Consider the following 12,776-nt stretch of genomic DNA (forward strand, 5'->3'; position numbering starts at 1 on the left):
CCCGTTAGCTGAGAATTCATGCGGCGCGTTTCCAGCGAAACAGCCGCCTTTCGAGTGGTTTCAGAATGCCCGCTTCGAGCATCAACATAAGCACGACCAGCGTGACGGTCCAGGCAAACACCTGATCGGTTTGTACGAGATCGGCAGCTTGGCGCAGCCGGTAGCCAATGCCGTTCGAGGCACCGATGGTCTCGGCCACGAGCGACACGCGCCAGCCAAACCCGAAGGCGAGTCGCGCGCCCGCAAAGAAGTGCGGCAGGATGGTTGGCAGATAAATCTTGCGCATGATCTGCGCGGGCGAAAAATGGAAGCTGCGCACGAGCTCGACGTGCTGCATATCGACCGTGAGCGCGCCCTGCCACACGTTGGTGAGGATGAGCGGCATCGCGGTCATGAAGACGACGAATACCGTCGTCGCGTTCGAGATGCCGAACCAGATGATCGCGAACACGGCCCAGATTGCCGACGAAACCGTATTCACGGTGGAGAGCAACGGCTCGAAGAAGCTCGCCGCGCGCGGACTTGCGCCGAGCGCCACGCCCAGCGGCGCGCCGACGACGGCGGCAAGCGCGAAACCGGCCAGCACGCGATACAGCGTCGCGCCAAGATCGCTGAAAAACGACGGCGACCGCAGCAACGTCGCGAGCGCCCGCGCGACCTTTTGCGGACCCGGCATGACGAAGGCGGGCATGTGCCGCGCGGCCAGCCACCAGGCGGCCAAGAGCAGGACGACGAGCGCGGCGCGCTGCGCGGCAACCGACACGAAGGAGCGGGAAAGGACGGTGGACGTCGTAATGCCGCGACGTTGTGCGCTTAGGCTTTGCATAGGGCTCGAACTCATACGAGGAGGCGCAGACGGCGGACCGCTTCGGCAACGTCGGTTTCAGTGGCGCTGCGCGGGCGCGGCAAGCTCACGTTCACGATCTCGCGCACGCGGCCCGGCCTTGGCGCCAGTACGATCACGCGATCAGCGAGCACGATCGCTTCCTCCACATCGTGCGTCACGAACAGGATCGTGGTGGGCCGCAGTGCGCGCAGGCGCAGCACTTCGCCGTGCATCTGCGCGCGCGTTTGCGGGTCGAGCTTCGAAAACGGTTCGTCCATCAACAGGATGCCGGGCTCGCCAATCAGGCTGCGCGCCAGCGCGACGCGGCTGCGCATGCCACCCGAAAGTTGATGCGGGTGATGGCCAGCAAACGCCGCGAGCCCGACCATCTCGAGCGCGGCAGCAGCACGCTCGCGCCGACCGTGCGCAGACAAGCGCGGCTGCGCCGCTTCGAGCGCCAGTTCGGCGTTGGCCTGCACCGTTCGCCAGGGCAACAGACGGTCTTCCTGGAACATATAGGCGAGCGAACGTCGTTCACCGCGAGCCGCAGCGCGTTCGCCGTGCAGCCACAGTTCGCCCGCATCGGGAACGGCCAGGCCGGCCACGATGTTCAGGAGCGTGCTCTTGCCGCAACCGGAAGTGCCAAGCAGTGCGACCGTCTCGCCCTCTCCCACTTCGAAACCAACATCGTCGAGCACCTTTAGCTCGCCAAAGTGCTTGCCGATACCGCGCACCGCGATGGCTGCCGCGCTCATCGCCGCAACTCCGCAACGGTGAATACCGGCAGCGAGGCACCCGAACTGGAGAGGCTCGCGTAGACCTTTTCCATCGCCATGTCGCGGAAGGTCTCGATATGGCGGCGCGCGATGGTTTCGGCGCGCCGGCCGTCGTTGCGCTCGAAAGCGTCGATCATCGAGTTGTGGTCGTGGCGGATTTCCGGTTTCGTGCCTTGCACACCAAAGCCGAGTGCGACGAGGCGTGACATTTCGTCCATCAGATTCGCAAGCGTGTGATGCAGCCGGGCGTTGCCACTCGCCTGCGCGATCGCGAGATGGAATTCGCGGTTGGCATCGAGAAAGACGTCGATCTGGTCAGAGAGCTCGCGCTCGGGGTATGGCACCCGGCAGGCGGCCTCCAGCCTGCGAAGCAGCGCGACGTCCACGCGGCCGCACGCGAGGCGCGCGGCGAGCGGCTCCAGCTGCACGCGCAGTTCGAACACCTCTTCGACGTCGCGCAGCGTGATCGGCGCAACGCGATAGCCCTGGCGCGGCATGGCGCGAATGAACCCCTCATGAACGAGCCGCACGAGCGCGACGCGGCAACTGCTTTTGCCGAGCCCGTAGTGCTCCATCAACTGGCTTTCGGTGAGCGTCGCGCCGGGCATGAAGCGGCACGAAAGCACGTCGCGGCGGATTCGCCCGTAGGCATCCTCGCCACGCAGTGCGGGCAGGTCGCTCTGGTCCTGCTGGCTGGTTGCCATGTCGGTTTGGTTCATCTCACGTGAGCTACTCACAGATCATTCTTGATGCCTTCATGCAAGCATCGTAGTTGCGCAGCGACGCCTTGATAACGAATAAAACCGACGAATGATGTATGCGATCCCGATATCGTGAGCGGCTCAGAGATAAGCATCTGACAATATCTTGGTTGTGCCGACGATGGAACGAATTAAGGTGGGAGGCGCTTCGCCGCGTGTCCGCGGCGGCTTCATCGCATTTCCACCGAGGCATAAAAGACATGTCGATCGACAAATATGACAACCGTACGGAAAACCGCCCGCGACGCACGCTGCTCAAGCTTGCCTCGCTCACCGCGACCGCAGCGGCGCTGCGCGGTGTAACGGGTATCGTGGGCGCGGCGGGGCTCGCGCTGCAAAGCGGCGCGGCACGTGCCGAGGATGCCGGGGTGCTGCGTATCGGCTTTCAGAAGTACGGGGATTTCGTCGTACTAAAGGCACGCGGTACGCTGGAAAAGCGGCTGGCACCACTCGGCTTTCAGGTGCAGTGGCTGGAGTTTCCGGGCGGCCCGCAACTGCTGGAGGGGCTGGCCGCGGGCGCGGTGGACGTGGGTATCGTTGGGGAAACGCCGCCCATTTTCGCGCAGGCCGGTGGCGTGGATTTCGTTTATATCGCGAGCGAGCCGCCCGCACCGCGGGGCGAGGCCATCGTCGTTCAACAGGACTCGGCGATCCGCACGGTCGCTGACCTGCGCGGCAAACGCGTGGCACTCAACCGGGGGTCGAACGTGCACTATCTGCTCGTCAAGGCGCTGCAGAAGGCCAACCTCAAGTACGAAGACATCCACCCGATCTATCTTGCGCCCGCAGACGCGCGCGCGGCATTCACGAGCCGCAGCGTCGACGCATGGGTGATCTGGGACCCGTACCTCGCGGCGATCGAACGCCAGGCAAACGCGCGCTCGATTGCGAACGGCGAGAACCTCGTGCGCAATACGCAGTACTACATCGCGAGCCGCGGCTTTGCCAACGCGCATGCGCCAGTGGTTCACGTGCTGCTGGAGGAACTCGCTGCCGTGGACACGTGGGCACGCGATAACGTAACCGCCGTGGCCGCGCAGCTTTCGCCGCTCGTTGGGCTCGACGCCGCAACACTCGAAGTCGCGCTCAAGCGCACCGCTTACGGCGTCCAGCCCATCGATGCCGCCACGCTCGCCTACCAGCAGCAGATCGCCGACACGTTCTCCGATCTGAAGCTCATTCCGAAGAAGCTGGTGGTCGCCGACGCGCGTTGGCAATCCGCCTGAACGCGGCCCCGCCCCGTCACCTCCGTCGTCCGATAGCGGAGGCGGGTCTCACGACGCCGTTTGCGCCGCGAGCGGCCCGCCCAGGTAAGCGTCGCGAATGCGCTCATCGGCAAGGAGCGCCGCAGCGTCGCCCGAGAGCACCACGCGCCCCGTCTGCAGCACGTAGCCGCGGTGGGCGATCTGCAGTGCGAGGCTCGCGTTCTGCTCGACCATGAAAAACGTCACGCCCTGCTCGTTGACCGTGCGGATCAGGTCGAGCACCTTGTCGACATAAAGCGGCGAAAGTCCCATGGTGGGCTCGTCCATGCAGACGAGCTGCGGGCGGCTCATCAGCGCGCGCGCCATCGCCAGCATCTGCTGCTCTCCGCCCGACAGCGTGCCGGCGCGCTGGCTCAAACGCTCCTTCACGCGCGGAAACAGCGTGAGCATACGTTCGTAGTCCTCGGCAATGCCTTCGCGGTCGCGCCGCGTGAACGCACCCATGAGCAGGTTTTCGCGCACGCTCATGTCGCCGAACAGCCGCCGCGCTTCCGGCACCGAGGCGATGCCGCGGCGCACGATCTGCGCGGTGGAAAGCCCGTCGAGCGATTCGCCGTCAAAGTTCACCGACCCGGCTCGCGGTTTGTGCAGCCCGAGAATCACCTTCATCGTCGTGGACTTGCCGCTCGCATTACCGCCGAGCAGGCAAACGATCTCGCCGCGCGGCACCTCCACTGTCACGCCGAAATGGACCTGGCTCTGGCCGTAAAACGTATCGACGCGGTCTAGCTTCAGGAGCGGCGTGGTCATGGCGCGGCGTTCGCGGGAAGGGTCGTTGAATAGCGGGATCACGTGCGCCGGGCTCATACAGCCACCGCGCGCGCGATATCGTCGGCGCCCACATGGCGATGACCGAGATAGGCTTCGATCACCGCAGGATCGCGGCGCACCTCCTGCGGCGCACCCGCCGCGATCACCCGGCCTTCGTCGAGTACGAGCACGCGGTCGGACAGCGTCATCACGAGGTCCAGCTTGTGCTCGATGAGCAGAATGGTGAGACCCTCGCGCTTGAGTTCGAGCAGCAGTGCCAGCATCTCGGCGGTCTCGGACTCGTTCATTCCAGCTGTCGGCTCGTCGAGCAAAAGGATGCGCGGCCCGAGCATGAGCGCGCGCGCAATTTCCACGCGGCGCCGGTTCGCGTAGGAAAGACTGTGCGCGGACTGGTCCACACGCGGCGTGAGGCGCTCGCCAAAACGCTCGATCACGGCGCGCGCCGCGTCGCGCATTGCAGCTTCCTCGCGCCGCACCGATGGCGGCTGGAACAGCGCGCGCAGCAGCTCCGCCACCGCGCCCGCCACCGGCCAGCCGCGCCGCGCGCTGCGCAGGCGCACATGCGCGCCCATCAGCACGTTGTCGAGCACGCTCAGGTTGCCGAACACGCGGCCGTGCTGGAACGTGCGCGCAATACCACGCGCAGCGAGTTGCTCGGGTGCATAGCCCGTGACGTCCTCGCCGTCGAAGCGGATCACCCCTTCGTTGGGCATGTCGGCGCCGGCGAGCAGATTGAAAAGCGTGGACTTGCCCGCGCCGTTCGGACCGATCACGCTCACGCACTCTCCCCGCGCGACCTGGAAGCTCACGCCCGCAACGGCGGTAAGGCCGTCGAAGCGGCGCGTCACGTTGCGCACGTCAAAGAGAATGTCGGCTTCGGGATTGGCATTCGTGGACATGGCGCGGGACCTCATACAGAACCGAACAGACCCTGCGGACGGAACCGCACGAGCAGCAAAAGCACGACGCCGTAGACGAGCATGCGGTACTCCGCGGCGAAGCGGAACAACTCCGGCAGGCTGATCAGCGCCGCAGCACCGATAATTGCGCCCGCAACATTTCCAAGCCCGCCCAGGATCACCATCGTCAGACCGAGGATCGAAACCTGCGAGTCGAAGGTCTGGTAGTTGATGTAGCTGTACAGGTGCGCGGAGATGCCGCCACCGATCCCCGCCGCGAAACCGCCCCACGCGAACGCGAGCGCCTTGTAGCGGTTCGGCCGCACACCATAGGCGCGTGCGGCCACGTCATCTTCGCGCACGGCGTGCCACGTGCGGCCCAGGTGCGAGCGCAGCAGGCGCAGTTGCAGCAGCCCCAGTACGACCAGCACTGTGAGCGTGAACCAGTAGACCGAGCGCGCGCTGTCGAGCGTCCAGCCGAACAGCGAGAGTGGCGCGATGCCCGATACGCCGATGGGGCCGCGCGTGAGACTGTCCCAGTTGAGCACGACGAGCCCGACGATCTCGCCGATGCCGAGCGTCGCGATCGAAACATAGTGGCCGCGCAGCCGGAACGACGGATAGACGAGCAGCGTGCCGAGCGCGGCGGTCAGCGCGCCCGCCAGCAAGATGGTCAACGCAGGCGACCAGCCGAAGTCGGCCGAAAGCAGCGCCGACGCGTAGGCCCCGATCAGCAGCAGCGCCGCGTGGCCCAACGAAATCTGGCCTACGGTGCCCGCGACGAGCGTGAGGCTCAGCGCCAGCAGCCCGTATATCCAGGCGTTCGTGAGCGTCTGCAGCACGTAGGCCGAGGGCCCCAAGAACGGCAGCGCGAGCGCCAGCGCGATCAGTGCAACGATCACGGGCCGCGGCACGTTCAGTGCCCGGCGATTCGAAACGAAGGTGCCCGTGAGCGGCTCCGGCGGCAGCCGCCGGTTCGCGCTGAACAAACCGTTAGGACGCCAGACGAGAAACGCGAGCAACAGCACGAAGGCGAACAGATCGCGATAGCTGGTGCCAAAGAGCGCGACCCCGTAGCTCTCCACGAGGCCCAGAATGAGGCTGCCCGCAATCGCACCGGGAACATTGCCCAGGCCGCCGATCAGCAGCGCCACCACGCCCTTGAGCGTCGCCTGAAAACCCATCGCGGGGTCGATGCTGTTGTAGTACATGCCGACGAGCAGCCCGCTCAGGCCGCCCAGACCGCACGCGATGGCGAACACCACGCGGTTGACCGCGTTCACGTCCACGCCCATCTGCTGCGCCGCGTCGCGGTCCTGCGCCGTCGCGCGCACCGCCCAGCCAAGACGGCTGAAACGCAGGAACGCGTACAGCACGGCGGCCGCGCCAATGCCGATCGCCGCGATCAGCAGATCGAGCGAGCCGAGCGTCGCGCCGCCGATCGCAAGCGTCCAGTTCGGCAACGGCGAAGGTACCGGGCGCGGATCGGGACCGAATGCAAGCTGCGCGAGCTGATCGAGCACGAAGCTGATGCCGATGGTGGCGAGCAGCGGCGCGATGCGCGCGGCACCCTGCAACGGCCGCAAGCCAATGCGCTCGATCGCGATGCCGAGCAGCGTGCATCCCGCCATCGTGGCGGCGAGCGCGATCGGCAACGGCAGGCCGAGCCGCGTGAGGCACAGCCAGCCTATGAACGCGCCAACCATGTACACGGAGCCGTGCGCGAAGTTGATGAGGTGCGAGACGCCGAAAATCAGCGCCAGCCCCACTGCGAGCAGTGCGTAGATGTTGCCGACGATCAGGCCGTTGAGGGTGTAGTCAAGCCAGGCGCTCATGGTAGCGGGAATCCCTTATGCAAACTGCCGATGACGCCGCGCTTACTGCGCGCGCAGCGCGCTTGCGCCGTCCCAGCGTGCGAACTTCCCGTCCTTCACGACAAGGTCCTGATTCTTCGCGCCGGCCACGCGGCGCGTCTGCGGGTCGAAACGGAAGTGCCCGAAGATCACGCTCGGCACGTCGTCGATCCTGGCAAGGCCGTCGTGCACCGCTGCACGCGTCGCCCCATAGCGGCGCAGCAACTCGCCGGCAAGGATCATCGCGTCATACGCACGCGCGGCGAACGTGTCGGGATCGGAGCCGTACTTCGCGCGGTAGCGCTGCACGAAGCTCTGCACTTCGGGACGCGGATCGCCGGGGAAGAAGTTCGACTCGGTGTACACACCATTCACGGCGTTGCCGCCCAGTTCGATGAACTTCGGCGAGTAGACGGACCCGACGGCCGCAATCGGCAGCGTGATACCCGACGTACGCGCCTGCCGTACGATCTGCGCGCCGTCCGAGTAGTACGAGATCAGGACAATCGAATCCGGATTCGCGCTGCGCACCCGTGTGAGCGTCGCGCGAAAGTCCTTCTCGTCGGGCTGGTACCCTTCGGCCGCCACGATCTGCGCGCCATGCGTACGCGCAGCCTTCGCGAAGATGTCTTCGCTCGTGCGGCCCCAGTCCGTGTTCAGATAGAGCACGGCGATTTTTTTGAATCCGAGTCCGCCCGTTACGTATTGCGCGAGCATTGGCTGCTCTTCTGCCTGGCTAATCGCGGTGCTCCACATATAGTCGCCACCCTTCGTGAAGTCGGGATGCGAATTGGTGAAGCCGAATTGCACGAGGCCTGCGCGTTGGTAGATCGGCGAAGCCGCCATCGAAGCGCCACTGGAAAGATCGCCGAGTTCGAGCAGAATGCGGCTGTCACCCACGAACTTCTGCGCAATCGCCACTGCTTGGCGCGGGTCGCTGCGGCTATCTTCGAAGTCGTATTGCAGCGGATGACCGTGAATGCCGCCGCTGCCGTTGATCTGTTCCAGCGCGAGATCGAAACCACGTTTCCACTGCTCGCCGTACTGTGCGTCCTGGCCGGTCAGCGGGCCGCTTACGCCCACCCAATACGGATCGGCCGCTTGTGCCGCCGCATGTGCCGCATAAGGCAGCGCGAACGCGCCGCAGCACGCCAGCGCGCGCAACCATTTGAATGGCGCGAGTGCGCCGCCTGCTTTGCCAAACTGATTCGCCATGCCGGTTTCCGAACAACAGATTGAAGTACTGCGATCTAATCACGCGGCAAAGAGGCGAACCAACCAAGTTTCGTCTCAAAGCTTCGAGGTGTGAATGTGAAATGCTTATTCCCGGCGCTGAAATGCGTCATAGCGCACGCTGCGTAGCATTCACCCAAAGTTTTTTCCGCCCGGGGCTTCAGCCCAAACGCATATCGATAGCTGAATCGATTCGTTGTGGACATCCTGTGCGCGGCAGAGACTCTTCATTAATTGCGTTTGCGTTCACTTCAGATCTCACCGGAAATACGAAGGATCAATAGCGATGAAGACCTCATTTCGCGCGCCACGACGCCGTCTGCTCGCACGCGTGGCCGCAACCCTCGTGCTCGCGCCGGCCGCGTCGGCGCTTCTTGCGTTCAGTGCGGGCGTGCAAGCGGCCGCCGCGACGGGCGACCCCGTGTGGTTCGGCGTGAGCGGTCCGCTCACGGGCCCGAACGCGCAATACGGTGCGCAGTGGCAGGCAGGCTTCGATCTCGCGCTCGACCAGATCAACGCGGAAGGCGGCATCAACGGCCACCCGCTGCGCTATGTGTTCGAAGACAGCCAGAGCGACCCGCGCCAGGCCGTGACCATCGCGCAGAAGTTCGTCTCCGATCCGCGCATCCTGATCGAACTCGGCGATTTTTCGAGCCCAGCCTCGATGGCGGCCTCGCCGATCTATCAGCGAGCGGGACTCGTGCAGCTCGGCTTCACGAACTCGCATCCCGACTTCACCAAAGGCGGCGACTACATCTGGAGCCCTTCGGTCAGCCAGGCCGATGCACAGCCGCTCATCGCCGATCTTGCTGTCAAGCAAGGTTTCAAACGCGTGGCGGTGCTCTATCAAAACACCGACTGGGGCCGCGCGAGCAAGGACGTGTTCGTGAAGGCAGCCAACGCGCGCGGCGCGCAGGTCGTCGCGGCCGAAGGCTATCAGCCCACCGACAAGGATTTCCGGGCCACGCTCGTGCGTGTGCGCGACACGCATCCAGACGCACTCGTGCTGGTGTCCTACTACGCCGATGGCGCGCAGATCGTGCGCCAGGCGCGAGAGAGCGGCATTCGCCTGCCGGTGGTTGCGGCGGGTTCGGTTTATTCGCCGAAATTCCTCGAGCTGGGCGGCGATGCGGTGAACGGCGTGACCACGAACACGAGCTTCTTCCCGGGCGACCCTCGCCCCGAGGTTCAGCGTTTCGTGCAGGGCTTCAAGGCGAAATATCACCGCGAGCCCGACGCATTCAACGCCTTCGCCTACGACGCCGTGATCATCGCCGCGAGCGCGCTGCGCACGGGCGGCACGACGCGCCAGGGCGTCCACGACGCATTGCCGAAGCTGCATGATGTGCCGAGCGTGGTGTACGGCCGTGCGACATTCGATCCGCACACGCGCCGCATCGACGGCGTGAAGAGCATCGACCTCGTGGTGCGTGACGGTCAGTGGGCGCTACTGCCCTTGCAGCAGACGGTTGCCGTCAAGCAGTAACAGTCACGAAGCGTGCAAATGTGAGCAAGGCGGCGCATGGAAGAGCTACTCCATGCGCCGCCTTGTTATTCAAACCACAGAACGATTTCAGGCCGCCTTTTCTCTCTTCGCGCTTGCCGGCGCCGTATGGCGCAATTCGCCTTCAATGACCTGCGGTTGCCTGAGCAGATTGAAGATGGGGCACACCGCTTCGACGGCTTCGTGCAGCTCGCGGATGGCATGCGCCGGTTCCGGCGAAACGATCTCGAGCGTATAGCGGATATTGTGCGGAAAGATCGGGATAGTCTCGAAGCCCGGCTGCTGGGCGAGCGGGTGCTGCTCGCCCGTCACCTCGACTTCGATCGAATCGACGGCAAGGCCGCGCTCGGCGGCCTGAATCAGCGTGATGTGCGTGAGGCAACTGCCCAGCACGCCTAGCTGCAACTCAGGCGACGCGGGACCGAGGTTATAGCCCGCGAAATCGGGCGGACTGTCGCTGATCACCTGAAAATCGCGAATGCGGATTTCGCGCACGCCGCTGCGGCCAAGCGCGCGCACGTTCGCCTTGAGCTGCGTAGCCTTGAATGAAGGATCGCTACGGGCCGCCTCTTTTTTGGCGAGCCATGCCGTGCGCTTTTGCGCCAGATACTCGTTGAGTGTCGTCATAGTCGATATTGAGCAGGTGGAAATTGCGCCGTACCGCCGCAATGCACGGCAGTCCGGCCGCATGGCTTATACGGGACGCTTCAGAAGCCCAGGTCCGCGCCACCGGGGCCGCCTGCCGGCGCTGCCGCAGCCGCCGCTTTGGGCGCTTCGTGCACGGTCGCGTCGGTCGTGAGCAGCAGGCCCGCCACCGAAGCCGCGTTCTGCAGCGCCGTGCGCGTCACCTTGGTCGGGTCGAGCACGCCCTTCTCGACGAGGTCGCCGTATTCGCCCGTCGCCGCGTCGTAACCGAAGTTGCCGGAGCCTTCCGCCACACGCGCTGCCACGACACTCGCCTCTTCACCGGCATTCGTGACGATCTGGCGCAGCGGTTCTTCCAGCGCACGCAGCACGATCTTCACGCCTGCGGTCTGATCGGCGTTGTTGCCCTTGACGTCGAGAATCGCCTGGCGCACGCGGATCAGCGCGACGCCTCCCCCCGGCACAATGCCCTCTTCCACGGCCGCGCGCGTGGCGTGCAATGCGTCGTCCACACGGTCTTTCTTTTCCTTCACTTCGATTTCAGTCGCGCCGCCCACCTTGATCACCGCCACGCCGCCCGCGAGCTTCGCCACGCGCTCCTGGAGCTTCTCGCGATCGTAGTCGGAGCTCGCCTCCTCGATCTGCACGCGAATCTGCTTCACGCGCGCTTCGATGGTGGCCGCTTCGCCCGCGCCGTCGATGACAGTCGTATTCTCCTTGCCCACCTCGATGCGCTTGGCCTGCCCCAGTTCCTGCAGCGTGGCTTTTTCGAGCGTGAGGCCCGTTTCCTCGGCGAGCACCTGGCCGCCCGTGAGAATCGCGATATCTTCGAGCAGTGCCTTGCGGCGGTCGCCGAAGCCCGGCGCCTTCACGGCGACGGTCTTGAGCACGCCGCGAATGTTGTTGACGACGAGCGTGGCAAGCGCTTCGCCCTCGATGTCTTCGGCAATCAGCAGAAGCGGCCGTCCCGCTTTCGCCACCTGTTCGAGCACGGGCAGCAGGTCGCGAATGTTCGAGATCTTCTTGTCGTGCAGCAGAATGAACGGGTTTTCGAGTTCCGCGACTTGCTTGTCGGGATTGTTGATGAAGTACGGCGAGAGATAGCCGCGATCGAATTGCAGGCCCTCCACGACATCGAGTTCGTCGGCGAGCGACTTGCCGTCTTCCACCGTGATCACGCCTTCCTTGCCCACGCGGTCGATCGCCTCGGCAATGCGCTGGCCGATCGATTCCTCGCCGTTGGCCGAGATCGTTGCGACCTGTGCGATCTCCTTGCTCGTGGTCGTGGGCTTGCTGATCTTCTTCAATTCTTCGACGGCCGCCAGCACGGCCTTGTCGATGCCGCGCTTCAGGTCGAGCGGATTGAGACCCGCGGCCACATATTTCTGCCCCTCGCGCACGATGGCTTGCGCCAGCACGGTGGCGGTGGTGGTGCCGTCGCCGGCAGCGTCGCTGGTTTTCGAGGCGACTTCCTTGACGATCTGCGCGCCGATGTTCTGCAGCTTGTCGGCCAGCTCGATTTCCTTCGCCACCGACACGCCGTCCTTGGTCACCACGGGCGCGCCGAAGCTGCGTTCGAGCACGACGTTGCGGCCTTTCGGGCCGAGCGTGACCTTCACGGCGTCGGCAAGCAGGTTCACGCCTTCAATGAGTTTGGTGCGGGCGATGTCGCCGAATACGATATCTTTGGTTGCCATGGTGACGTTTCTCTCAGGTTCGCGGTTATTGATTCACGACCGCGACGATGTCTTCTTCGCGCAGTACGAGGAGTTCGTTGCCATCGACTTTCACGGTTTGCCCGGCGTACTTGCCGAACAGCACGCGGTCGCCCACGTTCAGGTCCGGCGCGATGCGGCGGCCGTCGTTATCGCGGCGGCCCGGACCTACCGCGAGCACTTCACCCTGATCGGGTTTTTCGGCGGCGCTATCGGGAATGACGATGCCCGACGCGGTGCGGGTTTCCTGGTCGAGTCGTTTGACGATCACGCGATCGTGCAAGGGGCGCAGGCTCATGGGCGGCTTTCCTCGGTTTATTGGCAGAGTCATTGGCACTCGCTTCAGATGAGTGCTGATGGAAAACCGAGTATAGGAAGCCTGCGTGAGACGCTCCAATAACGAATTGGCAGATGGTTATCTCGCGGGCGTGGCTATGAATATGGTGATTGCGCGGCTCGCGGATTGCGGGCGCGGCGATGGAAGGGAGGAGCGCGCGGGCCACAGGGCGACCCGCGCGAAAGAGAAAA

The 12,776-nt window shown here is 64.7% G+C and carries 12 protein-coding genes; 2 read left to right on the top strand and 10 right to left on the bottom strand.

The annotated features are described in order from the left end of the window. Window positions 1-16: 16 nt before the first annotated feature. The 3 genes from VSR72_RS30125 to VSR72_RS30135 are packed head-to-tail and all read right to left on the bottom strand — an operon-like array spanning window position 17 to window position 2,321. Window positions 17-826 (bottom strand): ABC transporter permease, encoded by an 810-nt coding sequence (locus VSR72_RS30125; RefSeq protein ID WP_342955929.1) that lies wholly within the window; start codon window positions 824-826, stop codon window positions 17-19. An 11-nt stretch (window positions 827-837) separates the two neighbouring features. Continuing rightward, entirely contained in the window at window positions 838-1,581 is a 744-nt protein-coding gene (locus VSR72_RS30130) for an ABC transporter ATP-binding protein (RefSeq protein ID WP_342955930.1), read from the bottom strand. Beyond that, on the bottom strand, window positions 1,578-2,321 hold the full coding sequence (locus VSR72_RS30135) for a GntR family transcriptional regulator (RefSeq protein WP_342955931.1): 744 nt from the start codon (window positions 2,319-2,321) through the stop codon (window positions 1,578-1,580). Before VSR72_RS30135 ends, VSR72_RS30130 begins: the two co-directional genes overlap by 4 nt. A gap of 242 nt (window positions 2,322-2,563) precedes the next feature. On the opposite strand from VSR72_RS30135, the gene VSR72_RS30140 reads away from it, so the two are divergent. Then, window positions 2,564-3,589, top strand: a complete 1,026-nt coding sequence (locus tag VSR72_RS30140; protein WP_342955932.1) for a sulfonate ABC transporter substrate-binding protein — start codon at window positions 2,564-2,566, stop codon at window positions 3,587-3,589. 48 nt (window positions 3,590-3,637) lie between these two features. Here the strand turns inward: VSR72_RS30140 and VSR72_RS30145 are convergent, their stop codons facing one another. The 4 genes from VSR72_RS30145 to VSR72_RS30160 are packed head-to-tail and all read right to left on the bottom strand — an operon-like array spanning window position 3,638 to window position 8,366. Continuing rightward, entirely contained in the window at window positions 3,638-4,378 is a 741-nt protein-coding gene (locus VSR72_RS30145; RefSeq protein ID WP_342955933.1) for an ABC transporter ATP-binding protein, read from the bottom strand. Between the two features lie 53 nt (window positions 4,379-4,431). Further along, window positions 4,432-5,298, bottom strand: a complete 867-nt coding sequence (locus VSR72_RS30150) for an ABC transporter ATP-binding protein (protein WP_342955934.1) — start codon at window positions 5,296-5,298, stop codon at window positions 4,432-4,434. A gap of 11 nt (window positions 5,299-5,309) precedes the next feature. Next, window positions 5,310-7,133 carry an ABC transporter permease gene (locus VSR72_RS30155; RefSeq protein ID WP_342955935.1) on the bottom strand — a complete coding sequence of 608 codons (1,824 nt, stop codon included), beginning with the start codon at window positions 7,131-7,133 and terminating at the stop codon, window positions 5,310-5,312. A 42-nt stretch (window positions 7,134-7,175) separates the two neighbouring features. After that, window positions 7,176-8,366, bottom strand: a complete 1,191-nt coding sequence (locus tag VSR72_RS30160) for an ABC transporter substrate-binding protein (protein ID WP_342955936.1) — start codon at window positions 8,364-8,366, stop codon at window positions 7,176-7,178. 304 nt (window positions 8,367-8,670) lie between these two features. On the opposite strand from VSR72_RS30160, the gene VSR72_RS30165 reads away from it, so the two are divergent. Then, on the top strand, window positions 8,671-9,870 hold the full coding sequence (locus VSR72_RS30165) for an ABC transporter substrate-binding protein (RefSeq protein ID WP_342955937.1): 1,200 nt from the start codon (window positions 8,671-8,673) through the stop codon (window positions 9,868-9,870). Window positions 9,871-9,957: 87 nt separating this feature from the next. On the opposite strand, the gene VSR72_RS30170 is transcribed toward VSR72_RS30165, so the two are convergent. The 3 genes from VSR72_RS30170 to groES form a co-directional block, all read right to left on the bottom strand. After that, window positions 9,958-10,515 (bottom strand): OsmC family protein, encoded by a 558-nt coding sequence (locus VSR72_RS30170; RefSeq protein WP_342955938.1) that lies wholly within the window; start codon window positions 10,513-10,515, stop codon window positions 9,958-9,960. An 80-nt stretch (window positions 10,516-10,595) separates the two neighbouring features. Continuing rightward, entirely contained in the window at window positions 10,596-12,230 is a 1,635-nt protein-coding gene (gene groL / locus VSR72_RS30175; RefSeq protein ID WP_342955939.1) for a chaperonin GroEL, read from the bottom strand. A gap of 25 nt (window positions 12,231-12,255) precedes the next feature. Then, the gene (gene groES / locus VSR72_RS30180; protein ID WP_199124958.1) at window positions 12,256-12,546 is read right to left on the bottom strand and encodes a co-chaperone GroES; all 291 of its coding nucleotides are present in this window, start codon (window positions 12,544-12,546) and stop codon (window positions 12,256-12,258) included. Between the last annotated feature and the right edge of the window lie 230 nt (window positions 12,547-12,776).

Source organism: Paraburkholderia sp. JHI869 (assembly GCF_038900775.1).
Lineage (GTDB): Bacteria > Pseudomonadota > Gammaproteobacteria > Burkholderiales > Burkholderiaceae > Paraburkholderia.